General features: G+C 72.8%; 21 protein-coding genes. 12 read left to right on the top strand and 9 right to left on the bottom strand.

Features of this window, described 5'->3' with window-relative positions:
- Nucleotides 1–4: 4 nt before the first annotated feature.
- On the bottom strand, nt 5–2,179 hold the full coding sequence (locus EDF34_RS04380) for an acyltransferase family protein (protein WP_123370094.1): 2,175 nt from the start codon (nt 2,177–2,179) through the stop codon (nt 5–7).
- Nucleotides 2,180–2,326: 147 nt separating this feature from the next.
- Nucleotides 2,327–3,658, bottom strand: a complete 1,332-nt coding sequence (locus EDF34_RS04385) for a polysaccharide pyruvyl transferase family protein (RefSeq protein ID WP_158615043.1) — start codon at nt 3,656–3,658, stop codon at nt 2,327–2,329.
- A 295-nt stretch (nt 3,659–3,953) separates the two neighbouring features.
- Between EDF34_RS04385 and EDF34_RS04390 the strand changes: the two genes are divergently transcribed.
- From EDF34_RS04390 to EDF34_RS04400, 3 genes are read left to right on the top strand one after another with little or no spacing between them, the layout of a single operon-like run.
- Nucleotides 3,954–5,960, top strand: coding sequence for a CDP-glycerol glycerophosphotransferase family protein (locus EDF34_RS04390; RefSeq protein ID WP_123370096.1), 2,007 nt, complete (start codon nt 3,954–3,956; stop codon nt 5,958–5,960).
- Entirely contained in the window at nt 5,957–6,682 is a 726-nt protein-coding gene (locus EDF34_RS04395) for a 2-C-methyl-D-erythritol 4-phosphate cytidylyltransferase (protein WP_123370097.1), read from the top strand. The genes EDF34_RS04390 and EDF34_RS04395 overlap by 4 nt, the downstream gene beginning before the upstream one ends.
- A complete protein-coding gene (locus EDF34_RS04400) occupies nt 6,679–7,731 on the top strand; it encodes an NAD(P)-dependent oxidoreductase (RefSeq protein ID WP_123370098.1) in 1,053 nt (350 codons plus the stop codon). The genes EDF34_RS04395 and EDF34_RS04400 overlap by 4 nt, the downstream gene beginning before the upstream one ends.
- Before the next feature lie 24 nt (nt 7,732–7,755).
- On the opposite strand, the gene EDF34_RS04405 is transcribed toward EDF34_RS04400, so the two are convergent.
- Together EDF34_RS04405 and galE are read right to left on the bottom strand one after the other, a co-directional pair.
- Entirely contained in the window at nt 7,756–8,772 is a 1,017-nt protein-coding gene (locus EDF34_RS04405) for a glycosyltransferase (RefSeq protein ID WP_123370099.1), read from the bottom strand.
- 42 nt (nt 8,773–8,814) lie between these two features.
- A complete protein-coding gene (galE, locus tag EDF34_RS04410) occupies nt 8,815–9,813 on the bottom strand; it encodes a UDP-glucose 4-epimerase GalE (RefSeq protein WP_123370100.1) in 999 nt (332 codons plus the stop codon).
- A 126-nt stretch (nt 9,814–9,939) separates the two neighbouring features.
- Here galE and EDF34_RS04415 point away from each other — a divergent pair, with 126 nt between their 5' ends.
- Both EDF34_RS04415 and EDF34_RS04420 read left to right on the top strand, forming a co-directional pair.
- Nucleotides 9,940–11,190 carry an LCP family protein gene (locus tag EDF34_RS04415; protein ID WP_123370101.1) on the top strand — a complete coding sequence of 417 codons (1,251 nt, stop codon included), beginning with the start codon at nt 9,940–9,942 and terminating at the stop codon, nt 11,188–11,190.
- A 99-nt stretch (nt 11,191–11,289) separates the two neighbouring features.
- On the top strand, nt 11,290–12,573 hold the full coding sequence (locus EDF34_RS04420) for an LCP family protein (protein ID WP_233575172.1): 1,284 nt from the start codon (nt 11,290–11,292) through the stop codon (nt 12,571–12,573).
- Nucleotides 12,574–12,577: 4 nt separating this feature from the next.
- Here the strand turns inward: EDF34_RS04420 and purE are convergent, their stop codons facing one another.
- Nucleotides 12,578–13,120, bottom strand: a complete 543-nt coding sequence (gene purE, locus EDF34_RS04425) for a 5-(carboxyamino)imidazole ribonucleotide mutase (protein ID WP_123370670.1) — start codon at nt 13,118–13,120, stop codon at nt 12,578–12,580.
- Between the two features lie 84 nt (nt 13,121–13,204).
- Between purE and EDF34_RS04430 the strand changes: the two genes are divergently transcribed.
- Together EDF34_RS04430 and EDF34_RS04435 are read left to right on the top strand one after the other, a co-directional pair.
- Complete coding sequence (locus EDF34_RS04430) at nt 13,205–13,471, top strand: type II toxin-antitoxin system Phd/YefM family antitoxin (RefSeq protein ID WP_158615044.1); 267 nt, start codon at nt 13,205–13,207, stop codon at nt 13,469–13,471.
- Nucleotides 13,468–13,857, top strand: coding sequence for a type II toxin-antitoxin system VapC family toxin (locus tag EDF34_RS04435; protein ID WP_123370103.1), 390 nt, complete (start codon nt 13,468–13,470; stop codon nt 13,855–13,857). Before EDF34_RS04430 ends, EDF34_RS04435 begins: the two co-directional genes overlap by 4 nt.
- A gap of 11 nt (nt 13,858–13,868) precedes the next feature.
- On the opposite strand, the gene EDF34_RS04440 is transcribed toward EDF34_RS04435, so the two are convergent.
- Complete coding sequence (locus EDF34_RS04440) at nt 13,869–15,002, bottom strand: 5-(carboxyamino)imidazole ribonucleotide synthase (protein ID WP_123370104.1); 1,134 nt, start codon at nt 15,000–15,002, stop codon at nt 13,869–13,871.
- A gap of 105 nt (nt 15,003–15,107) precedes the next feature.
- Here EDF34_RS04440 and EDF34_RS04445 point away from each other — a divergent pair, with 105 nt between their 5' ends.
- Nucleotides 15,108–15,605, top strand: coding sequence for a GtrA family protein (locus EDF34_RS04445; protein ID WP_233575173.1), 498 nt, complete (start codon nt 15,108–15,110; stop codon nt 15,603–15,605).
- Nucleotides 15,606–15,608: 3 nt separating this feature from the next.
- On the opposite strand, the gene manA is transcribed toward EDF34_RS04445, so the two are convergent.
- The 3 genes from manA to EDF34_RS04460 form a co-directional block, all read right to left on the bottom strand.
- Nucleotides 15,609–16,796 (bottom strand): mannose-6-phosphate isomerase, class I, encoded by a 1,188-nt coding sequence (gene manA, locus EDF34_RS04450; protein WP_123370672.1) that lies wholly within the window; start codon nt 16,794–16,796, stop codon nt 15,609–15,611.
- A 133-nt stretch (nt 16,797–16,929) separates the two neighbouring features.
- Nucleotides 16,930–18,255 (bottom strand): ATP-binding protein, encoded by a 1,326-nt coding sequence (locus EDF34_RS04455; protein WP_123370105.1) that lies wholly within the window; start codon nt 18,253–18,255, stop codon nt 16,930–16,932.
- A gap of 3 nt (nt 18,256–18,258) precedes the next feature.
- Complete coding sequence (locus EDF34_RS04460; protein ID WP_118768021.1) at nt 18,259–18,960, bottom strand: response regulator transcription factor; 702 nt, start codon at nt 18,958–18,960, stop codon at nt 18,259–18,261.
- A 131-nt stretch (nt 18,961–19,091) separates the two neighbouring features.
- Between EDF34_RS04460 and EDF34_RS04465 the strand changes: the two genes are divergently transcribed.
- The 4 genes from EDF34_RS04465 (at nt 19,092) to EDF34_RS04480 (ending at nt 24,464) form a co-directional block, all read left to right on the top strand.
- Nucleotides 19,092–20,330, top strand: coding sequence for a sensor histidine kinase (locus tag EDF34_RS04465; protein ID WP_123370106.1), 1,239 nt, complete (start codon nt 19,092–19,094; stop codon nt 20,328–20,330).
- A complete protein-coding gene (locus tag EDF34_RS04470; protein WP_233575174.1) occupies nt 20,327–21,040 on the top strand; it encodes a response regulator transcription factor in 714 nt (237 codons plus the stop codon). Before EDF34_RS04465 ends, EDF34_RS04470 begins: the two co-directional genes overlap by 4 nt.
- A 137-nt stretch (nt 21,041–21,177) precedes the next feature.
- Complete coding sequence (locus EDF34_RS04475) at nt 21,178–21,957, top strand: ABC transporter ATP-binding protein (protein ID WP_123370107.1); 780 nt, start codon at nt 21,178–21,180, stop codon at nt 21,955–21,957.
- Entirely contained in the window at nt 21,957–24,464 is a 2,508-nt protein-coding gene (locus tag EDF34_RS04480; protein WP_123370108.1) for an ABC transporter permease, read from the top strand. Before EDF34_RS04475 ends, EDF34_RS04480 begins: the two co-directional genes overlap by 1 nt.
- The last annotated feature ends 113 nt before the right edge of the window (nt 24,465–24,577 follow it).

Consider the following 24,577-nt stretch of genomic DNA (forward strand, 5'->3'; position numbering starts at 1 on the left):
GTCGCTACCGGGCGGCGACGTCCGCGAGGATCCCCGACAGCTGCTTCCAGAGGTAGGGCGCGAGCGTCGCGCTGTAGGTCGCCGTCACGTGGTGGCGGTCGCGGTAGACGTTCGCCCCGCCGATCACCGCCGGGCACGTCGTCTGCGTGCAGTACATGTCCGTGAGGTCGACGAGGTGGGCCCGACCGCCGGTGCGCTCGACGGCGTCGACCTGCGGGTCGGGGAACTCGAGTGCGTGCTCACGCGAGATGTCGCACGCGCTCGCGTCCTTGGCACCCTCGGTGCGCAGGCACTCGTTCGGGTCCGTGCCGGGGATCGGGTTGTCCCGGAGGGCGATGACCGGGTCACCGGCGTCGAGGAGCGGCGTCCACGCGGCCAGCAGGCCGTCCGCTCGGTACACGGCACGGTCGCCCACGTCCGCGGGGTAGACCAGCTTCGCGGCCGAGAACCCCGCGGTGACGATGGCGTCGTACTGGCCGGCGTCCGACAGCAGCTTCTTCTCCAGCGCGGTCCGCCAGATGCGGCACCCCTTCTGGCCCGCGGCGTCTCCGGCGACCGCCACGGTCGTCGACCACGCGCAGGACGCCTTGAGGTAGGTGTCGACCACGATCTTGTGCTGGTCCGCGAGCTCGACGAAGGCGGGCAGCCACGCCCGGGCGTGCGAGTCACCGACGAGCGCGATGTGCGGCACCGCGGGATCGCCCTTCGCGTCGCCGAAGGTGCACGAGGTCAGGTCGCTGTCCTCCGAGACCACCCAGCACTCCTTGTGCGACCCGCTGTCTCCGCTGACCCGCGACGGGTCCGGGACGACGACACCCGCGAGGGCGGCGGTCGGGCACTGGGGGCGGGTCGGGTCCATGGACGCCGCGCCGAAGCACTCCGCGCGGCTCTGCGAGATCTGCTGCTCCTCGGCCAGAGCCCTCGAGGCCTCGACGTCGGCGCGGTGCGTCATCGCGGCGCACGACGCGACGACGAGCACCATCGCGACGAGCATGGCGCCGAACGTCACCGACGGGCGTCGCAGGCCGAACCGGTTCGTCGTCCGCACGGGGTCCTCGACCCACCTCTTCGTCGCCCACGCGAGCACCAGGACCACGGCCAGCAGGACGAGCTTGGTCTTCGCGTCCAGGGCGTGCCCGAGCACGAACGGGAGGATGACGATCGGCGGCCAGTGCCACAGGTACGTCGAGTACGAGATGTCGCCCAGGAGCTGGGCAGGACGGAGCGCGAGCATCCGGGCGGGTGACCACGGCGCAGCCGACGACCCCGCGGCGATCACCGCGCCGGCGCCGAGGACCGGGACGAGGGCTGCCGTGCCGGGGAAGGGCGTCGCCGCCGTGAAGCTCACGGCACCCCAGGCGATCGCCGCGAGGCCGATCCACGAGACAGCGGCGCGGGTCCGCACGGCACCGTCCCACCGTCGCTCGAGCGCCGGGGCCGCGAGGAGCAGCGCCAGGAGGGCGCCCGCGCCGAACTGCCAGGCCCGCACCGGCGTCACGAAGTAGGCCCGCGCGGGACTCGTCTCGGTGAGGTGCAGCGACCAGAGGAAGCTCGCCGCCGTGAGGACGCCCAGCACGCCCGCCACCACGGCGGTCGGCCTCCGGCGACCCCGCAGCGCGAGCCACAGGGCGAGCGCGATCAGCAGCGGCCAGACGAGGTAGAACTGCTCCTCGACCGAGAGCGACCAGTAGTGCAGCGCGGGCGACGCGGTGTTGTCCGCCGCGAGGTAGTCGACCGAGTCGGCCGCGAGCACCCAGTTGAGGACGTAGACACCGGCGGCGCCGATCTCGCGCGCGTACTGCTGCCAGAGCGCGACCGGCACCCAGACGTACGTCGCCACGAGGCTCGTCACGAGCACGAGCAGCGAGGCGGGCAGGAGCCGGCGCGCACGCCGCGCCCAGAACTGCCCGAGCCGCACCCGCCCGTGACGCTCGGCGTCCCGCATCAGGTGCGCGGTGATGAGGAACCCGGAGATGACGAAGAAGACGTCGACGCCGATGTACCCGCCCGTGAGGCGCTTCGGCCACAGGTGGTAGAGCACCACGAGCATCACGGCGATGGCACGGAGCCCCTGGATCTCGGGGCGCACCCGCGTCGCCTGCGCGACGGCGCCAGCGGGCGGCGTCGACGGCGTCCCGCTCGTGACGGTGGTGGTGCTCAGCCCGGCGGGCAACGACACTGATTCACTCCTTCGCGGGACCACAGGACCGCCGCACCCTACCCGGCCGACCCATGTTCTCCGTCCTCGCGAGCGACGCCCAGTCGTCCCCGCCCGCCGCGGAAGGCCTCGAGGTGACCGTCGTCACCCGCGGTGGCCCCCCTCACGTCACCGAGCGGGACGCAGGACGCGCTTGACCTTCCCCAGGACGCGGCGGGGCAGCGAACGCTTGACGGCCTTCTTCTTCGGACCGCGGGCGTTCAACGTGTCGTAGATGCGCCGCAGCTTGTTGCGCATCTTCTCCTGGTACTGCGCGGGGGTCGTCCCGGGGTAGCGCGGCAGCTTCTCGCGCAGCTCGCCGTACGTGTACGGCTCGGGGTCGCTGCCCGGCGCGACGATCGCCTTGAGCCCGGCGAACAACGTCGAGTAGACGCTCGTGAGGAAGTCCTCGTCCTTCGTCACGCCGGCCGCCATGGCCTTCTCGAGCGCGCCGACGACGTCGGTCGCGTTCCAGTGCTCGCGGCCGAGCGCGCGGTCGCCGTGGCCGACCGACTCGTAGAAGTACGGCACCTTGAAGTTCCAGGACAGGCCGATCGAGGGAATGCCGTAGGCGAATGCGGTGATGCTCGCGTGCAGGCGGTAGGCGATCACGCCGTCGCAGGCGCTGAGCTCGTCGACGAGCTCCTCCTGGGAGTTGACCGTGATGGCCGCGTTGCTCTGCGGGACGCCCTTGACCTTGACCAGCTCGTCGAGGAACGCCTCGTCCGTGAAGTGCCCCGTCGTGAAGAGCTTGTAGTCGAATCCACGCTCCGTGAGCAGGTCGATGACGTCGAGCCAGAACTTCTGCTGCTCGCCCTTGGTGAAGGCGATCCCGTTGTCCTTGAAGATGCCGGCCCGGGTCACCACGAGGCCGACCTTGCGACGTGCGCCCGGGCGACCCGCGAGGCCCGACTTCGCCTCACCGAAGACGACGTCCGCGAACACCGCGGGGTCGGAGACGTGGGCGACGGGGATCTCCGTGCCCTCGACGTACTTCTGGAGCGACGCGAAGTCGTCCCGCGTCGTGATCTGGCGCACGCAGGACAGCGACAGCGCCTCCTTGAGCGCCACGGACTTCGGGTTCGTCGGGTCGTACGGCTCGACGCCGATGCTCGAGAACAGGACGGGGACGTTGTACTCCTCCGCCAGCTCCAGCGTCCTGATCGTGCGCAGGTAGAAGCTCTGGTAGGAGTAGTTGAACAGGGGCGCGCCGCCGAAGACGATCACATCGGCCGCGGAGATCGCCGCGCGGGCGGGCGCCAGGAGCGCCGGGTCGCCGCTGCTCATGTACTTCCTGGAGATGATTCCGGCGGCGCGGCTCGAGATCGCGTAGTCGCTCGTCGGGACACCAAGGTTCGCCATGATTCCCTTGATGATCGAGACAGCGGTCGCCTCGATGATCTGGTCACCGACATTGTCGGAATCCCTGTTGGTGAGCAGCAGAATCCTGAACTTCGCCACCGATACTCCATTCGTCGAAACCGGCGCAGGCAGCGCGATCCAGTGGTTTGAGCCAGCGCCGAGGGTAGCAGGCCAGCCTCCCCGGGCACCCGTCCAGCAGGCGGTGCGGAGGCCCCCGCAACCGGGACGTGACGACCGCCACACCCGCCCCCGGCGGGCCCCGCGCAGGCTCGTCCGGAACGGTGGGGGCACCACCCGTCTGGCACAATGACCCAGCCGGATGATCGGAGCGACCTCGGTCTGGGGCACCGGCCCGATTCCACCGAATCGGGTAGTCGTCATGAGAGGCAGGTCCATGTCCACCGAGTTCCGGGTCGAATCCGTCGAGTGGGCGAGGGTCAACCTGACCTTTCATCTCCGTCTTGGCTGGACCCCCCGTGACGGAGGGCCGTGGGAGCCTGTCGCACCGCTGGTCTCGGCGCCGCTGACGCTGGGACAGGGTGACAGCGAGCCTGTCGACCTCGTCGCGCTCGAGGACGTCGACCAGGGCCCCGGAGGCGCCGAGGGCGGCGAGTCGGAGGACTTCACCGAGGTCGACGACGACGGCACCGTGGCCGTGGCGTCGCCCGAGTCGGCGCTGGCGCCCACCGAGGAGGCGGACCTCGACACCCACCCCTCTCCCCTCGTCGGGATCTTCATCCGCGACACCAAGGCCATGCACACCGTCGACTGGACCTCGCTCGGCGAGGGGCGCTACCGCGTCGACATCAACATCAGCAACTTCGCCGAGCGCGCGTTCCTGCCGCGCGGCACGTGGAAGTTCTTCGCGAAGCTCGAGTCCGGCGCCGAGATCGGCGCGGGCTGGGAGCTGGCCCGGCTGGACGAGCTCGACTCGCTGACCCGCGTGTTCCTCTTCGCGGGGAACCGCCAGGCGTACACGGTCTCGTTCGGCCTGACCGAAGACGACGTGAACCCGCTGTTCGCGGTCCGCGCCTACAGCTTCGTGCGCAAGCCCGGCGCGACCAAGCGCGCGCGGAACCCGATCCGGCTCGCGCAGCGGGTGGCCAAGAAGTACGCCTCGCAGGGTCGGCGTCGACAGCTCGCGCAGGCGATCTACAAGCGGACCGCCCAGGAGGAGCAGGCCCGCCGTGCGGTACGGGGCGCCTCCGGCCAGGCCCGCAGGACGCGGGTGCTGTTCGCCTCCGAGATGCGCGAGGGGCTCGAGGGGAACCTGCTCGCCGTCCGCGACCGGATGGTCGCCCGCGGGCTCGACCAGGAGCTCGACCTGCACTACTCGTTCCGGACCTCGCGCACCGCGACCCGCTCGAACTACCTGAACCTCGTGCGCGAGCTCGCCCGTGCGGACATCGTCCTCATCGACGACTACTTCCCGCCGTTCGAGAACCTCACGCTCGACCCGTCGACCCGCGTCATCCAGGTCTGGCATGCCGGCAGCGGCTTCAAGAGCGTGGGCTTCAGCCGGTTCGGCAAGTTCGGCTCGCCCGGCCTGACGAACGCCCACCGCAAGTACACCTACGCGATCTCGGCCTCGCGGAGCCTCAAGCACGTGTACGCCGAGGTGTTCGGCATCGAGGAGGAGGCCGTGATCCCCACGGGCCTCCCCCGCATCGACACCTTCCTCGACCCCGACGCGCAGGCCGAGGCGCGGGCCAGGGTCTACTCGCTGTACCCGACCCTCGAGGGCAAGCGCGTCATCATGTTCGCGCCGACCTTCCGCGGCCGTGGGGCGATGCAGGCGAGCTACGACTACGCGCAGATCGACTTCCAGGCGCTCTACGACCTGTGCGGCGAGGACACCGTGGTCGCGTTCCGCATGCACCACTTCATCCACGAGGGCGTGCCGATCCCGGACTGGATGCGGGACCGGTTCGTCGACGTCTCGGAGTACCGCGACGGCAACGCGCTCCTGCTCGTCACGGACCTGCTGATCACCGACTACTCGTCGATCATCTTCGAGTACTCGCTGCTCGAGCGCCCGATGCTGTTCTTCGCGTACGACGAGGAGGTCTACAGCGCCGTGCGCGGCTTCCACCGCCCGTACAAGGAGACCGCGCCGGGCAAGGTCTGCCACACGTTCGACGAGCTCCTCACCGCGATCCGCTCGGAGGACTTCGAGCTCGAGCGCGGCGCCGCCTTCCGCGACGAGAACTTCGACGTCATCGACACGCACTCGTCCGACCGCGTGATCGACTGGCTCGTCATCGGCGACCCGCCCGAGTCCGCGGTCGTCGCGGAGCCGCACGGCGCCCACGACGTCCCCGCCCCGCCCGTCTCACCCTCACCCGTGCCCCTCGACGACGCCGGGACCCTCGACGACGCCCAGGAGAGTCAGGTCCGATGAACATCGCAGTGGTCTTCGCCGGCGGCATCGGCTCGCGGATGAACAGCCGCGCCCTGCCCAAGCAGTTCCTCGAGGTGCACGGCAAGCCGATCCTCGTGCACACCCTCGAGAAGTTCGAGAACCACCCCGAGATCGACGCGATCGCCCTGGCGATCCTCCCGGAGTGGCGCGAGCACACCGAGCGGATGGTGCGCCGCTACGAGCTCACCAAGGTCCGCTGGATCGTGAACGGCGGTGCGACGGGCCAGGAGTCGCGGCACAAGGCGCTGCGCACGGTCGCGGCCGACATCACCGACGTGTCCGACGCCGTGGTCCTCATCCACGACGGCGTGCGACCCCTCATCACCGCCGACCTCATCTCCGAGAACATCGCGACCGCCCGTGAGCACGGCAACGCCATCACGTGCACGAAGTTCAACGAGACCGTGGCCGTGAGCGCGGACGAGACGATCTCCGACGTCATCCCGCGTGACCACATCTACGCGGCGCAGGCGCCCCAGACGTTCCACCTCGACGAGATCCTCGGCCTGTACGACGACGCCGTGGAGCGGGGCGAGCACGACTCGATCGACTCCTGCACCCTCATGCAGTCCCAGGGCCGCACGCTCTACCGCGTCGACGGGCCGCGCTCGAACATCAAGATCACGACGGCCGAGGACTTCTACGTGTGCCGCACCTACTTCGACGTGCTGGAGAACCAGCAGATCGCAGGCATGGCATGAGCGCACCGTCCCCCGTCGTCGCCCACGACGTCGAGGAGATCCTCGGGCGCGACCTGCCCTGGCACGAGCTCGACGGTGCCACCGTGCTCGTCACGGGCGCGAACGGGATGCTCCCGTCGTACGCGCTGCACACGCTCCTCGCGCTCAACGACGCGCGCGGCGCGGGCCTGCGCGTGATCGGCCTGGTCCGCAACGAGGCCAAGGCCCGTGGGATCCTCGGCGCGACCGTCGACCGGCCGGACTTCGAGCTCCTGGCCACCGACGTCACGCGCCTGACCGAGCTGGACGGCCCCCTCGACGTGGTGATCCACGGCGCCAGCGCCGCACGCCCGGCGCTGCACGCGACCGACCCGGTGAGCACCATCAAGGCGAACACGCTCGGCAGCTTCAACCTGCTCGACCTCGCCGTGGCCAAGCAGGCCGGCCGGTTCGTGCTGATGTCCTCCTCGGAGGTCTACGGCGCGCAGCCCGAGGACGTCCGGCTCATCCCCGAGGGGTCCTACGGCGGGTTCGACATCCTCGACCCGCGGGCCAGCTACTCCGAGGGCAAGCGCGCGGCCGAGACCATCGCGAGCGTGTACGCGGCACAGCACGGCATCGACACCCGCATCGTCCGCTTCGGCCACGTGTACGGCCCGGGCCTGGCGCTCGACGACGGGCGCGTCCAGGCCGACTTCGCCGCGAACGTCGTCCGCGGCGAGAACATCGTGCTGAACAGCGACGGCCGCGCGATGCGCACGTACACCTACGTCGCCGACGCGGTGGCCGGCATGTTCTACGCCGCCCTCGTCGGGACCGACCGCGCCTACAACGTCGCCGACCCGAACGGCATGGTCAGCATCCGCGACCTCGCGCAGCACTTCACGCGCGCGCGGCCCGAGAAGCACCTGGAGCGCGTGTTCACGCGCGCCGAGGACGCGGAGGAGCGCTCGTACAACACGAGCCGGTTCCTGGGGCTCGACGCGAGCGCGCTCGGGGCCCTCGGGTGGCAGCCGCTCGTCGACCTCGACGCGGGCATCGACCGCATGCTGCGGAGCTTCGAGGCCTGACCCGACCGTCAGGCTCCGGGCGGGTCAGCGCCCGCGCGGACCGCCGCGCAGGTAGCCGAGCCCCCATGCGAGGTGCATGGTCGCGAGCACGGCAGGCAGGGCGGCCCACGAGCGCAGCGGCAGCCCGCGCCCGCTGACGAGCGCCGCGGCGACCTCGCCGAGGACCCACAGCGCGGGCGCGACGAGCGCGAGCGTCAGGAGCGTGCTGCCGAGCACGAGGCCGACGAGCCCGACGAGCGTCCCGAGCACGACGACCGCCGCGACGACCGGCGGGGCCAGGTACCGCGCCGAGGCGGTCCGCGGGTAGCGGGACACGACCTCGCGCCGCCAGCGCCCCGTCTTGTAGAACTGCTGCGCGACGGCCCGCAGCGACCCGCGCGGGCGGTACTCGACCCGCATGCGCGGCGTGAACCAGACCAGGGCGCCGCTCTCCCGCAGCCGCAGGTTCAGCTCCCAGTCCTGCGCGCGCGTCCAGTGCTCGTCGTACCCGCCGAGGCGCTCGAACGTCGCCCGCCGGAACGAGCCCAGGTACACCGTGTCCGCGGCGCCCTCGGCGCCGCCGGTGTGGAAGCGCCCGCCGCCCAGGCCGACCGGGTGGGACATCGCCAGCGCGACGGCCTCCTGCACGACCCCGTCGCCGACGGGCACCATCATGCCGCCGACGTTGTCCGCGCCGGCGCGCTCCAGGGTGTCGACCGCGACGCGCACGTAGTCGACGGGGAGGGTCGCGTGCCCGTCGGTGCGCACGAGGTACACGCTCGAGGGCTGCGCCGCGATCCCCGCCTGCACGGCGATGTTGAGGCCCTGCGGGGTCAGGCCCGTCGGGTTCTCGACCATCACGACCCGTGGGTCGGCGTCCGCGAGCTCGGCGGCGATCGCAGCGGTGGCGTCGCTCGACGGCCCGACCGCGAGCGCGAACACCATCGGCCCCGGGTAGTCCTGCGCGAGGACCGCGGCGACGGCTGCGCGCAGGTCACGCTCCTCGTTGCGGACCGTGGCGAAGACGACGACGGGGGGCCGGGTGGAGCGGGCTGCGGGCACGCGCGAAGGATAGGTCACGGCACGCGGACGGCCCGAATCGCCTCAGGCCGTCGGGCGGATGGGGTCGAGGCCTGCGGCCCGCTGGGCTCGCCACGCCTCCCAGGCCGACGCGACGATCTCGTCGAGCCCCCGGCGCGGCGCCCAGCCGAGCTCGGTGCGGATCCGCTCGGCGGTCGCGACCAGCACGGCGGGGTCCCCCGGACGTCGGTCGACCACGCGCGGTGCGATCGTCGACCCGCTCGCCGCAGCGATCGCCGTCAGCATCTCCGCGACGGACACGCCCCGGCCCGAGCCGACGTCGAACGTGTCGGACCGGTCCGGCCGCTCGAGGTGGTCGAGGGCGGCGACGTGGGCCTCGGCGAGGTCCGCGACGTGGACGTAGTCGCGCACGCAGGTGCCGTCGGGCGTCGGGTAGTCGTCGCCGAAGATCACGGGCGCCTCGCCGCGCTCGAGGCGGTCGAGCACGAGCGTCATGAGGTTGAGCACCGCCGGGTCGCCCAGGTCCGGCCGCCCGGCACCGGCCACGTTGAAGTAGCGCAGCGCGACCTGCCGCAGCCCCCACGCGCGCTCCGCGGCACGGACCATCCACTCCCCGACGACCTTCGTCTGCCCGTAGGGGTTGATGGGTGCGGCCGGCGTCTCCTCGGTCACCACGCCGCCCGCCGGCTCGCCGTAGACGGCCGCGGACGACGAGAACACGAGGCGGTCGCAGCCGACGGCGCGCGCCGCCTCGAGCACGGTGCCGAGCCCGCCGACGTTCTGGCGGAAGTACCACTCGGGCCGCGCGACGGACTCCCCGACCTGCTTCTTGGCGGCAAGGTGCACGATGCCCGTCGCGCCGTGCGACGTCAGCACCTGCGCGAGCTCGTCGGGAGCCGACGGCGCCGCCAGGTCCAGCCGATGCAGCGGGAAGCCGTCCACGCGCGCGGCGCTGGAGGTCGACAGGTCGTCGACGACGACGACGTCACGGCCGGACTCGGCCAGGGCCTGGACGACATGGGCTCCGATGTAGCCGGCGCCGCCGGTCACGATGATCGTCATGGTTCTGGAGCCTAGGTCCGATTCGAGCCGGTCCGGGCAAAGATGTGCGCCCATCTGCACAGATCCTCCACCGCGCTCCCGCGCCGGGTCCGCCGCTCGCGCAAGGCCCGAACCTAGGATTCCGGTGTGACAGTCCGCCACGCCACGCCCGAGCGCCCCCGAACGGCGCGCCACTCGCGCCACGCCACCCACGCCACCCGCAGGGTCCTGCGCGGCACCGCCATCGCGGCGACCGCGCTCCTCGCGTTCGGTGTCGGCAGCGCCGCGGCGACGTACGCCCGCATCAACGGCAACGTCAACCAGGCGGACATCGGCTCGCTCGTCGAGGACGACCCGCGCCCGACGAAGGCCGCGAACCCCGACGACCCGAACGCCGGCAAGGACGTCAACATCCTGCTGCTCGGCTCGGACCAGCGCGACGGCGAGAACGCCGACATCGGCGGCAGCTTCGGCGGCATGCGCTCGGACACCACGATCGTGCTGCACATCTCCGCCGACCGGTCCCGCGTCGAGGCGATCTCGATCCCGCGCGACTCGATGGTCGACGTACCCTCGTGCACGCTGTCCGACGGCAAGAAGACGAACGCGTACTTCGGCATGTTCAACTCGGCGTTCGCGACCGGGTGGGACCAGGGCGGCGACATCGCCTCGGCCGTGGGCTGCACCTGGAAGACCGTCGAGAAGAACACCGGCGTGCACATCGACCACTCCGTCGTCGTCGACTTCGCGGGGTTCGAGAAGATGGTCGACGCGCTCGGCGGCGTCCCGATCTGCATCCCCAACGAGATGATCTCGAAGAAGGCCAAGCTGCACCTGCAGCCCGGCAACCAGACGCTCAACGGCACCGAGGCCCTCGGCTTCGCCCGGGCGCGCACCGGCACCGGCGTCGGCGACGGCTCGGACACCAACCGCATCGGCCGTCAGCAGCAGCTCATCGCCGCCATGGTCCAGGCGATCCTGCACAAGAACGTGCTGACCGACGTGGGTGACCTGCTGGGCCTGCTGGGGGCCGCGACGAGCTCCGTCACCACGGACAAGGGCCTGTCCCTGACCGACATGGCCGGGCTCGCCTACACGATGCGGGACATCCGCGGTGGCAACATCACCTTCATGACGATTCCTTGGGGCGCCTACCCGGCTGACCACAACCGTGTGCAGTGGACCGCCGAGGCCGCCACGGTCTGGGACAGGCTCGCGAAGGACAAGCCGCTCGACGGCGAGACCACGCCGACGTCCAAGCCGTCGGCGACGTCGAACGCGACACCCGGTGCGACGTCGACCTCCACGCCCAAGGCGACCCCGAAGCCGACCGAGTCCAAGCAGGCGGGTCGCGAGGCGTTCAGCCTCGACGACAGCACCGCCAGCTGCTCCGCCTGACAGGAGACCTCTCTGAGCCCGGACCAACCGCGCCGTCCCGCGCCGCCGAGCTTCGCTCCCGGCGCACGGGTCACCCGGCCTGCCGCCGAGGCCGAGCCCGTGGTCGTCGGGCAGCAGCAGCCCGACGCGACGCGCGTGCTGCCCACGACGCCGCCGCGCGCGCCGTCGAGCCGTCCCGCGGCCCCGCGCGCGACCCCGCCCCGGGGTGCCGCGAGCGTGCCGCCGGCGGCCGCCCGGCCCGCGAGCAGGTCGACGAGCGCGCCGCGCCCGACGAGCACCGCGCGACCGGCGAGCGCCGCCGCCGCACGCACCACGAGCGGTCACCCCACCGGCCACGCCCCGTCGCGCCCCGCCGGTCCGGCGCAGCGCTCCGGGCCCCCGTCGCGCCCCAGCGACCCGGCCGGCACCGGTGGCGGCGAGCCGCCGAGGAAGCGCCGCCGTGGCCGCAAGGCGATCGTCGTCTCGATCGTCGCGATCGTGCTCATCGCGCTGCTCGCGTGGCCGATCGGCCTGGTCATGTGGGCGAACGGCAAGATCCAGCACACCGAGGCGCTGTCCGGGTCCCCGGGCACCGACGGCACGACGTACCTCCTGACCGGGTCCGACTCCCGCGCCGACGGCGGCGTGAAGGACGACGGCACGGTCGGCGCGCGCACGGACACGATTCTGCTGCTGCACGTCCCCGACAGCGGCCCGACGGCGCTGATCTCGCTCCCGCGTGACACCTACGTCGACATCCCCGGTCACGGCCCCGCCAAGCTCAACGCGGCCTTCGCGTGGGGTGGCGCGCCCCTGCTCGTGGAGACCGTCGAGGGCCTGTCCGGCCTGACCGTGGACCACTACGCCGAGATCGGCATGGCGGGCGTGAAGAACGTCGTGGACGCCGTCGACGGCGTCCGGCTCTGCTACGACAAGACGGTCGACGACAAGGACTCGCACCTCAAGTGGAAGGCCGGCTGCCACGTCGTCCACGGCAAGAAGGCGCTCGCCTTCTCCCGCATGCGCAAGTCGGACCCCGAGGGTGACATCGGCCGCGCGCAGCGCCAGCGCCAGCTGGTCTCCGCGATCATGGCCAAGGTCGACCCCAAGTCCCTGGTGCTGCACCCGTCGCAGCAGGTCGGGCTCATCGACGCCGCGACCGGCGCGCTGACGGTCGACGAGGACATGGGCATGATCGACATGGGCAAGATGGCCCTGGCGTTCAAGGCGGCCAACGGCGACGGCGGCATCACGGGCACGCCCCCGATCAAGAGCCTCGACTACCGTCCGGGCGGCGTCGGCTCGACCGTCCAGCTCGACCCGAAGAAGACGCCCGCGTTCTTCGAGAAGATCCGCGACGGCAAGCTCGACCCGGGCAAGGTCGGCGGGATGCCCGGGTCCTGAGGACTCAGGCCTGGAACCCGATCCCCGCGCGCGTTGCGCCCGTCTGACCGCGCAGGCGCTGACCCTTGGCGTCGGCCTGCTCGCGCAGACCGACCTGGAACGCGGCCATCGCGGTGCGCAGGCGCGCCGCCTCGTCGCCCGCGCCGGACGCGAGGATCCGCACCGCGAGCAGGCCCGCGTTGCGCGCCCCGCCCACGGAGACGGTCGCCACGGGCACCCCCGCGGGCATCTGCACGATGGAGAGCAGCGAGTCCATCCCGTCGAGGTAGGCGAGGGGCACGGGCACGCCGACGACCGGGAGCGTCGTGACCGAGGCGAGCATGCCGGGCAGGTGCGCCGCTCCCCCGGCGCCGGCGATGATCGCGCGCAGCCCGCGGTCGGCGGCGCTGCGGCCGTAGTCGATCATCTTCTCGGGCTGGCGGTGCGCGGAGACGACGTCGACCTCGACGGGGACGTCGAACTCCGCGAGCACGTCCGCGGCGGCCTGCATGACCGGCCAGTCCGAGTCCGAGCCCATGACGATCCCGACCAGGGCACCTGCAGCCATCACGCTCTCCATCCGTCCGTCATGCTCGCAGCTCGTGCCGCGGGGCCATCATCGCCCGTGGTACGCCCGTGGTACGGTCGCCCGATGGAGACGACGACGGTTCGGCGACTCAGTCACGACACGGCTGGGGTGCTCGCCCTGGTGGCGACGGGTCACACCGTCGAGGTGACCCGCAACGGTCAGCCGGTAGCACGGATCGTCCCGGTGCAGCCTGATGTCCTGGCCGGCCTGGTCGCGTCAGGCGCCCTGATCGCAGCCGACCCGACCGCCGTTCGCCCCTCCCGCCTGCCGGCCGGGCCAGGTCCCTCGACGACGGAGATCCTCGACGACCTTCGCTCCGACCGCCTGTGATCTACCTCGACACGAGTGCGCTGGCGAAGCTGCTGATCGACGAGCCCGAGTCTGCCGCGCTCGAGACATGGCTCGAAGCGCGGCCAGGACCGCTGCTGACCTCCGTCCTGGCCCAGATCGAGCTGGCGCTGACACTGGCGCGACGAGGCAGTCCGGTCGGCCTCGGGGACGAGCTGCTCCGGGGCGTTGCGCGTCTGGAGATCAACGAGCCGGTGCGCCGCCGGGCGACGACCTTGCGGTCGATGCGGGCGCTCGACGCGATCCATGTGGCGACCGCGATCGAGCTCGACGCACTCGCGCCTGGGTCCGTGATCGTCGTGACCTACGACGCCCGGATGCGGGCCGCTTCGGCGTCCGCGGGCCTGGCGACCGCCGGGCCCGCGTAGCTGCAGGCGGGCTACTCGCCGCGCAGCAGCGCCGCCGCCGCGTCCGCCCGACGGCGCACGTCGGTCAGGTCGTCCCCCGAGACGTTGACGTGCCCGAGCTTGCGGCCGGGGCGCACCTCCTTGCCGTACAGCTGCACCTTGGCCGCGGGGTCGGCGGCGGCCACGGCCGCGAGCGCGTCGGTCAGGTCGGCGAGCTCGCTGCCCAGCACGTTCGCCATCACGGTCCACCGCGACCGGGCGCTCGTGTCACCGAGCGGAAGATCGAGGACCGCGCGGAGGTGCTGCTCGAACTGGCTGGTCACGGCGCCGTCGATGGTCCAGTGCCCCGAGTTGTGCGGGCGCATCGCGAGCTCGTTGACCACGACGTCGCCGTCGACCTCGAACAGCTCGACAGCCAGGACGCCGGTGACCCCGAGGCCGTCGGCGATCCGGACGGCGACGTCCACCGCACGAGCGGCGAGTGCCGGGTCGAGGTCGGGGGCGGGCGCGACGACCTCGGCGCAGACACCGTCGCGCTGCACCGACTCGACGACGGGCCAGGTGCGCACCTCCCCGGAGGGGCGGCGCGCGACGAGCACCGCGAGCTCACGCGCGAACGGCACCTTCTCCTCGGCCAGCAGCGGCACTCCGCCGTCGGCCGCGGCGGCGAACCAGTCGGCGACCTCGTCGGCCGAGCGGACCACGCGCACGCCCTTGCCGTCGTACCCGCCGCGGGCGGTCTTCACGACCGCCTCGCCGACGTCGGCGAGGAACGCCGTCAGGTCCTCGGGCCCGGACAGCTCGGTCCAGCGCGGGCAGGGCACGTCGAGCTCCGTGAGCCGGCGCCGCATGACGATCTTGTCCTGCGCGTGCACGAGCGCGTGCGTGCCGGGGTGCACGGGCACGCCGGCAGCCGCGAGGCGGTCGAGCAGCGCGAACGGGACGTGCTCGTGCTCGAACGTGAGCACGTCCGCGCCGACGGTCAGCGCGGAGACCGCCGCGGCGTCGGTGGCCGCACCCACGGGCGCGTCGACGACGACCTGGGCGGCCGACGAGGTCGGGCTCTCGACCAGCACGCGCAGGTGCACGCCCAGCGCCGTCGCGGCGGGCGCCATCATGCGGGCCAGCTGCCCACCACCGACCACGGCCACCACGGGTGCACTCACGGGCGCCGAGCGTAGTCCAGGCGGGCAGGACGCTCGGTGCGTGACCAGGATCCGGGGCTATCCTCGCGGAGACCGACGACCGAGCATCACCCGAGGAGTGCAGGCGTGAGCGAGACCGACGAGGCCACCGTGGGTGCACCGCTCCCCGGTCCGCCCCCGCCCGCGGCCCTGCGCTGGGTGGTGATGCGTGCCCGCGCGCTCGAGGTCGCGCGGTTCCTGTCCGTCGGCGCGATCGCCTTCGTCGTCGACCTGGGCCTGTTCAACCTGCTGCGGTTCGGCCCCGGCCACGTCCTGGAGCACAAGCCGATCACCGCGAAGATCATCTCGGTCGCCGCGGCGACGCTCGTGTCGTGGCTCGGCAACCGGCACTGGACCTTCGCCGAGCACGCCACGCCGCAGCGCGGGCGCGAGCTGTTCGTGTTCGCCCTGATCAACGTGCTCTGCGCGGCGATCCCGATCGGCACGCTCGCGTTCTCGCACTACACGCTCGACCTCGTGTCGCAGACCGCGGACAACGTGGCCACCGTGATCGGCATCGCGATCGGCACGGTGCTGCGCTACGTCGGCTACAAGCGCTGGGTCTTCACGGGGCACCGCCCCTAGGCGTCAGGGGACGTCGGCCTGGACCAGGACGCCGTCGCCCCGGGCCGTGAGCGGGCCGTCCGCCGCCGGCACGAACGCGGACTGGCCGCGCTCGAGCACGAGCGTGCCGTCGAGCTCCCCGTGGACCTCGACCTCTCCCTCGATGCACAGGATCACGCGCGGGCCGCGGCCCGGGATCCGGGTCGTGCCCTCGTCGGTGAGCCGCGTGACGGACAGCTCGAAGTCGTCGACCGGCGCGTAGAAGATCTCCGTCGAGGTGAACACGCGCTCGGGCGCGATGCGGATCGGCGGCGCGGCCACGGTGTCGAGCGTGGCGAGCAGCTCGTCGGTGTCGATGTGCTTGCCGGTGAACCCGGCGCGCAGCACGTTGTCGGAGTTCGCCATGATCTCCACCGCGAGCCCGCCCAGGTACGCGTGCACCGCACCGGCGGGCACGAACAGCGCCTCGCCCGGTCGCAGCGTCACGGGGTTGAGCAGCACCGACGTCGCCGCGCCCGGGTCGCCCGGGTAGGCGGCGGCGAGGCGCATGACCGTGCGGTCGGTACGCGGCGAGGGCGAGCCGTCCTCGAGACGGCGCGCGCAGGCGGCGGCGAGGGCGTCGACGTCGGCCGCGCTGGGCCGCGTCTCGGACGCGAGGAGCCAGGAGAACGCCGCCCGGACGCCCGCCGACGTGGGGTCGGCGACGAGGATCTCCTGCAGCCGGGCCGCGAGCGGGACGTCGAGGCCCGTGAGGAGCTCGGCGGCGCGGCGCGGCGCACGGAAGCCCACCATCGCGTCGAAGCGGGTCAGCGCGTAGACGAGCTCGGGCTTGTGGTTGCAGTCCTTGTAGTTGCGCTCGGGCGCGTTGCGCGGGATGCCCGCGGCCTCCTCGGCGGCGAAGCCGGCGCGGGCGCGCTCGACGTCCGGGTGCACCTGCAGCGAGAGGGGCGCGTCCGCGGCGATGAGCTTGAGCAGGTACGGCAGGTGCGCGCCGAAGCGGGCCGCGACGCCCTCGCCGAGCGCGGAGGCCGGGTCGGCGGCGATGAACGCGTCGAGCGCGGGTCCGTCGACGATCGTCGCGGGGGCGCTCGGGTGGGCCCCGAACCATGCCTCGGCGAGCGGCAGCCCGTCCGGGACGGTGCGCAGCACGTCCTGGATCGCGGTCGTCGAGCCCCAGTCGTAGCGCTGGGTGGCGGGCGTCAGCCGGTACAACGTCACTCCTCGGGTCTCCGGGTCCTGCGGGTGCCGGTCACGCTACGGGACGCCCGTGCCCGAACTGCCTGAGTTCGGCCGTCGTTCAGCCGATGTTCGGCGCATCGTCGCCCCTCGGCCGGCCCTCGCACGGCTACCTCCGCCGCCGGTCGTGCCGCGACGCGACGACCGAGCCCAGCGGCAGCACGACGTCCGCCCGCAGGGACGCGGGCACGCCCGAGAGGAACAGCGCGAACACCGCGGGGCGACGCTGCGCGAGCTCGAGCCGCCCGCCGTCGGCGGCGGCCAGGTCCCGCGCCAGCGCGAGCCCGAGGCCGGTCCCCGCGCCGGAGGTCACCTCGCGCTCGAAGATCCGGCCGGCGAGGTCGTCGGGCACGCCCGCACCCTCGTCGGCCACCTCGACGACGATCATCCCGGACGGGCCGCCCGGGCGGGACCGGACCGTCGTCGTCCCGGCGCCGTGCTTGAGCGAGTTCTCGATGAGCGTCGCGAGCACCTGCGCGAGCGCGCCCGGTGTCGCGAGGACCTGCGTGGAGCTGTCGACCTCGACGGCGAGCCGGCGGCCGGCCACCTCGAACGTGGGCGCCCACTCCTCCTCCTGCTGGTGGACGACCTCGATGAGGTCGACCGCCTCGGTGGTCCCGCCCTGGCTGCGGCGCGAGGCCATCAGCAGGTCGTCCACCACGCGCACGAGCCGCTCGACCTGCTCGAGCGAGATGCGGCCCTCCTCGCGGATCTCCTCGGAGTCCGTGGCCAGCATGATCTCCTCGAGCCGCATCGAGAGCGCGGTCAGGGGCGTGCGCAGCTGGTGGGAGGCGTCCGCAGCGAACTGCCGCTCGGCCGCCAGCCGCCCGGCCATGCGGTCGGCGCTGCGCGCGAGCTCGGCGGCCACCAGGTCGATCTCCTCGACGCCCGACGGCTCCACGCGTGGTCTGACCTGCCCGGAGCCCAGCTGCTCGGCCGACGCGGCCAGGTACACGAGCGGGGCGGTCAGCCGGTTGGCCTGCCAGATCGCCATCGCGATGCCGGCCGCGAACGCGACGATCGCGGCGGCCACGACGAGCGCGATGACGCGCGCGCTGAGCCAGAACACGTCCCACCAGGAGACGTACAGGAGGACCGTCGCGCCGGCCGTCGAGTCCGCCTGGACCGACAGGCTGCGCCCGCGGATCCGGTCGCCGGCGTGGTAGACCTCGCCGGTCGGTGCGCGCACGACGACGGACGCGTCGATCTCCTCGTCGTCCGTGCCGGTGTAGGGCTCGAACATGCGGTCCGTGAGCTCGATGTTGCTCTCGACGCGGAAGTCGACCGCCCGGGCCGCCGACTGCGCGCGCGACTGCAGCGTCTGCATCTCGTTCTCGCGCACCAGCTGGGCACCGAGGAACGCGAGCGGGAAGCCGAGCAGGACGACCGCGACCGTGACGGCCGCGATGGTCGCCTGCAGGACGCGACGGCGCAAAGGTCAGCCCCGCTCGGGGCTGCTCGGGCTGCCGGTCTCGAACCGGAAGCCCATCCCTCGCACGGTCGTGACGTAGCGCGGCGCGTTCGCGTCGTCGCCGAGCTTGCGACGCAGCCAGGACACGTGCATGTCGAGCGTCTTGGTGGAGCCCGTCGGGTCCGAGTCCCAGACCTCGCGCATGAGCGTCTCGCGTGCGACGACGGCACCGGCGGCCCCGACGAGCACGCGCAGCAGCTCGAACTCCTTGGCGGTCAGGTGCAGCTCGCGCTCGCCCTGGAAGGCGCGGTGCGCGGCGACGTCGACGCGCACGTTCTGCGCGTGCAGCTCGTCCTCGTCGGCCGGCTCCCCGACCGTGCGGCGCAGCAGCGCACGCACCCGCGCGAGCAGCTCGGCCAGCCGGAAGGGCTTGGTCACGTAGTCGTCGGCGCCGGCGTCGAGCCCGACGACGAGGTCCACCTCGTCGGCGCGCGCGGTCAGCACCAGCACGGGCGTCGTGAGGCCCAGGTTCCGGATGGCGCGCGCGACGTCGAGGCCGTCCATGTCCGGCAGGCCCAGGTCGAGGACGACCAGATCCGCCGCGGCGGCACCGTCGATCGCTCCTTGACCAGTTCCTTGCACGCGCACGTCATAACCTTCACGTCCCAGCGCGCGAGCCAAAGGCTCGGCAATGGCGGGATCGTCCTCGGCCAGCAGCACCAGGGTCATTCGCCCATGTTAGGTCACGAGTGCATCCCCGACGCCAGACCGGCACGCCCACCTGTGGTCGGATGCGTCACGGCGGGTTCTCCTCCCCCGGGCCGACGCCTCCGCGTGCGGCCCGCCCCTACCCTCGGGGGGTGAACACCTGGGACCGCCTGCTGGCGTGGGAGGAGCGGCACCGGTTCCTCGTCGACCTCGTCGGCACGCTGCTCCTGATGCTCGTCGTCGCCCCCGCGACCGCCGCGTTCGGGCAGAACGCGTTCTACGACTCTCGCAGCACCGGCGGCTGGCTCGGCATCCTGCTCATCGCGCCGCTCGCCTGGCGGCGGGTCCGCCCCACCGCCTCCTGTGCGGCGGTCTACACGATCGCGCTCGTGCAGATGCTGTTCTTCACGCCGATCGCGCTGCCAGCAGACCTCGTCGTCCTCCTCGCGCTGTACTCCGTGACGGTGCACGGGCCCCGATGGGCGCACCGGGTCGCGATCGGCGGCGCACTCGTCGGCGCGATCGTCCTCATGGGCGCGACGCGGACGTACGACGACCCGCTCACGACGCTCGCGATCGGCGCGTTCACCGCGACGCTCTCGCTGACCGTGTGGGCGTTCGGCCTCGTCCGCCGCTCGCGGCGCGAGACCATCGAGGCGCTCGTCGACCGTGCCGAACGCCTCGAGACCGAGCGCGACCAGCAGTCCCGTCTGGCAACTGCCGCGGAACGCGCGCGGATCGCTCGCGAGATGCACGACATCGTCGCCCACTCGCTGACCGTGATGATCGCGCAGGCCGACGGCGGTCGGTACGCCGCCGACGCCGACCCGCCCGCGGCGACGCGCGCGCTCGGCACCATCGCGGAGACCGGCCGCGCGGCGCTGACCGACATGCGTCGCCTGCTCGGCGTGCTGCGCGACGAGCCCCGCCCGGAGCGCGGGGGGGCGCCCGCGCTCGGCACGACGACGCCGCAGCCGGCCGCCGACGACCTCGAGGCGCTCGTCGAGCAGGTGCGCGCGAGCGGCGTCCGGGTCTCGATGGTCCGGATGGGGTCGCCCCGGCCGCTGCCGCCCGGCGTCGGTCTCACCGTGTACCGGATCGCCCAGGAGGCGCTCACCAACGTGCTCAAGCACGCCGGGCCGGAGCCCGTCACCACCGTGATGGTGCAGTGGCGGCCGGACGGCATCACGCTCGAGATCACCGACGACGGCCGCGGCGCCGCCGCGGACAGCGACGGGCTCGGCCAGGGCCTGCGCGGCATGGCCGAGCGCGCGACGATGTTCGGCGGCAGCGTGAGCGCCGGCCCACGCCCCGGCGGCGGGTTCCGTGTCCGAGCCGTCATCCCGACCCCGGACGGCTCGAGCCGTCCCCCACAGGTGGAGACCCCGTGAACGACGAGCAGGTCCGCGTGGCCGTGGTGGACGACCAGCAGCTGGTGCGCGCGGGCTTCCGCATGGTCATCGACTCCCAGCCCGACCTCACCGTCGTGGTCGAGGCCGGCGACGGTGCCCAGGCCGTGCGCGCCCTGACCCCGCCGGCCGCGACCCCCGTGGACGTCGTGCTCATGGACGTGCGGATGCCCACGATGGACGGGCTGACCGCGACCGCGCAGATCATCGCCGCCGGCACGCCGGACCACCCCGCGCCGCGCGTCATCGTGCTGACCACCTTCGACCTCGACGAGTACGTCCTGTCGGCCATCCGCGCCGGCGCGAGCGGGTTCCTGCTCAAGGACGCGCCGCCCGAGGAGATGCTCGCCGCGATCCGCACCGTCCACCAGGGCGACGCGGTCATCGCCCCGTCGAGCACGCGCCGCCTCCTCGAGCACCTGATCACGGCGCTGCCGTCCGACGAGCCCGGCGCCGCGACGGACCCGGCACGCCTGGCGGTCGCCGACCTGACCGAGCGCGAGCGCGAGGTCCTGGTGCTGATGGCTCGGGGCCGCTCGAACACGGAGATCGGCCAGGACCTGTTCGTCGCCGAGGCCACGGTCAAGACGCACGTCGGTCGCATCCTGGCCAAGCTCGGCGCGCGCGACCGGGTGCAGGCCGTGGTCACGGCCTACGAGACCGGCTTGGTCCGCCCCGGGGACGCCCCCTGAGTCGTCCACTGGTCGTCCACAGGTCGTCCCATGGGATGACGGGTCCTCCCCCAGGACCAGACCGCAGCCCGATGCCCCGCCGCCGGGGTGCCGCCTAGCGTCGAGGTATCACCGACGACGAAGGAACGAGCACCCACGTGAGCATCGAATCGAGCACCTCCACAGCTCCCCGCGCGACGGCCTCCAGCGCGCGCGGCCTGACCAAGGTCTACGGGTCGGGCGCGGCCGCCGTGCGCGCCCTGGACGCGGTCGACGTCGACTTCGCGGCCGGCGCCTTCACCGCGATCATGGGCCCCTCCGGCTCCGGCAAGTCCACCCTCATGCACCTGCTCGCCGGCCTCGACCAGGCGAGCGCGGGGCGCGCGCTGCTGGGCGAGACCGACATCACCGCGCTCGACGACGACGCCTTGACGGGCCTGCGCCGCGACCGGGTCGGCTTCGTCTTCCAGTCCTTCAACCTGCTGCCGATGTTCACGGCCGAGCAGAACGTGCTCCTGCCGCTGGACCTCGCGGGTGCCGCCGTCGACCGGCAGTGGTTCGACACGCTCGTCGAGACCCTGGGCCTCGGCGCACGCCTCTCCCACCGTCCGAGCGAGCTGTCCGGCGGCCAGCAGCAGCGCGTGGCCATCGCCCGCGCCCTGATCGCCAAGCCCGAGGTCGTCTTCGCCGACGAGCCCACCGGCAACCTCGACTCGCGCTCGGGCGCCGAGGTGCTCAGCTTCCTGCGCCGCTCGGTGCGCGAGCTCGGCCGCACGGTCATCATGGTCACGCACGACCCGGCCGCAGCCGCCTACGCCGACCGCGTGGTGCTGCTGGCCGACGGCCGGATCGCGGGCGAGATCCTCGACCCGACGCCGGAGTCCGTGCTCGCAGGCCTCGACGCGCTGCGCGCGCTCGACTCGGTGGTGGGTGCCTGATGCTCCGCCTCACCCTCGCGCAGATGCGCCGGAGCCTGGGGCGGCTCGCCGCCGCCGGGATCGCCATCGCGATCGGCACGGCATTCGTCACGGCGACGCTGATCGCCGGCAACGTCTTCTCGCAGACCACGAGCAACGCGCTGACCGCCCGCTACGGCGACGCGGACCTGGTGGTCAACGGAGCAGTCACCGCCGACCGGGTCGCTGCCGTGCGTGCGACGCCCGGCGTGCTGGGCGCAGCGCCGCTGCTCCTGGGCTACGCCGAGGTCGGGGCCCACCAGCGCGGGGAGTACCTGGCACTCGTCGCGCAGGCGCCGGACCCCGCGTTCGACACGCTCACGGCGACGTCAGGCACCCTCGCCAAGGACGGCCAGGTCGCGCTGCCGCAGACGACCGCGAAGCGCCTCGGCGTGGGAGTCGGCGACACCGTCGAGGTGACCTTCACGCCCGCGGACGCCACCACGTCGACCACCGAGCAGGTCCAGGTCTCCGGCATCGTCGACGACCCGGCGGGGGCGTGGACGGAGTACGGCGGCGCCGGATCGGCGACCGCGTCCGACGTCGACCGCTGGAACGGCGCACCCGTCGACTCGCGCTCGATCCTCGTGCGCACGGACGACCCGGCCGCCACCCAGGCCCAGCTGGCCGAGCGGCTCGGGGCGACCCCCGCGGGCGGCGACGCCCTCACCAAGCAGCAGGCGGCCGAGCGCGCGATGGGGCAGCTGTCGGACGACGGGACCAACTTCGTCGTCCTGCTCGTCCTGGGCTTCGCCGCTGTTGCGCTGCTGGTGGCCGGGCTCGTCATCGCCAACACCTTCCAGGTGCTGGTCGCCCAGCGCACCCGCACGCTCGCCCTGCTGCGCTGCGTCGGGGCCCGACGCTCGCAGCTGCGCGCCTCGGTCCTGTTCGAGGCGTCCCTGCTGGGCCTGGGAGCCTCCGCAATCGGGGTGCTCGCGGGCGTCACGCTCGCTCAGGGAACCCTCTGGGCGCTCGACGGCGCGCGCACGGGCGCCGGGCGGCTGCCCACGACGATCAGCGTGTCCGCCTGGACCATCCTGGTCCCGCTCGTCGTCGGCGCGCTGGTCACCGTGGTCTCGTCGATGGTCCCGGCACGCGCCGCGACCCGCGTCGCCCCGATCGCCGCGCTGCGGCCGGCCGACGCCCCCACGGTCCGCTCCACCGCGGGCACCGTGCGGCTCGTGCTGTCTCTCGTCATGGCCGTCGGCGGCCTTGCCGGCCTCCTGCTGTCGGTCGCGGCGGCGCAGGTCAGCCCGATGCTCGGGCTCGCGCTAGGCGTCCTGGCCGGTGCCGTGTCGTTCGTCGGCGTGCTCGTCGGCGCCGTCTACTGGGTGCCGAAGGTCGTCGGTCGAGTCGGTGGGCTGCTGGCGCGCAGCGGGTCCAGCGCGCGGCTCGCGGCGGCGAACGCCGTGCGCAACCCGCGCCGCACGGCCGCGACCAGCACGGCACTGCTCATCGGCGTGACCCTGGTCGCGCTCATGAGCACGGGAGCCGCGAGCGCACGCTCGTCGCTCGCGGGCGGGCTCGACGAGCAGTTCCCGGTTGACATGATGCTGACGTCGACGAGCTGGACAGAGGGACAGGGCAGCGACCCGCTGCCCGCGGCGACGAAGCAGCAGGTGCTCAGGGTCGACGGCGTGGCCGACGCGATCGAGCTCCCCGCGGCCACGCTGCAGGACGCCTCCGGCAACCAGTTCGACGTCGTGGCCGTCGACCCCGCCCAGGCGAAGACGGTCCTGCGGGACGAGTCGCTGGTCGACGGCCTGCAGGACGGGACGATGCTGACGAACGCCATCGACGACCCCAGGGACGCCGAGATGCAGGCCGTCGAGGGCGTGTCGGCCGCCGGCACGAGCACCGACATCCTGACGCTGGTCCCGCGCCGGCAGCTGAACGGGACGTCGATCGTCACGCCCGCGACCCTGGAGGCGCTCGCGCCGGGCGCGCCCACCACGACCCTGTGGGTGCGCCTGGACAAGGACGCCGACCCGGCGGCCGTGCTGAACGACGTCCGCGAGGTCGTCGACCCGAACATCGCCGTGCAGAGCGCCGGTGCTGAGCGGCGCAGCTACGAGCAGACGATCGACGCGCTGCTCGCCATCGTGGTCGGCCTGCTCGGCGTGGCGGTGCTCATCGCGCTCATCGGCGTCGCCAACACGCTGTCCCTGTCGGTGCTCGAGCGGCGCCGCGAGTCGGCCACCCTGCGGGCGATCGGGCTCTCCAAGCGCCAGCTGCGGATCTCGTTGGGCGTCGAGGGGATGCTCATCGCGGGCGTCGGCGCGCTGCTCGGGGTGCTGCTCGGCCTCGTCTACGGGTGGGCCGGGTCGGCGATCATCTTCGGCGCCTTCGGGGACCTGAGGCTGGCCGTGCCGTGGCGGGACCTCGCGATCGTGCTGGTCGTGGCGGTCGCGGCCGGGCTCGTCGCGTCGGTCCTGCCGGCGCGGAAGGCGGCGCGCACGTCGCCCGTCGCGGCCCTCGGGGTCGAGTAGAGCTCTCGGCGTCGAGAAGGGGGTGCTCGACGCCGAGCAGGGGGTGATCGCCGTCGTCTGAGGGGCCGACGGCGGTCACGAGCCGACCGGGCGGGCTGTGGAGCGGGGGGACG

This window comes from Cellulomonas sp. PhB150 (genome assembly GCF_003755175.1).
Classification (GTDB): domain Bacteria; phylum Actinomycetota; class Actinomycetes; order Actinomycetales; family Cellulomonadaceae; genus Cellulomonas.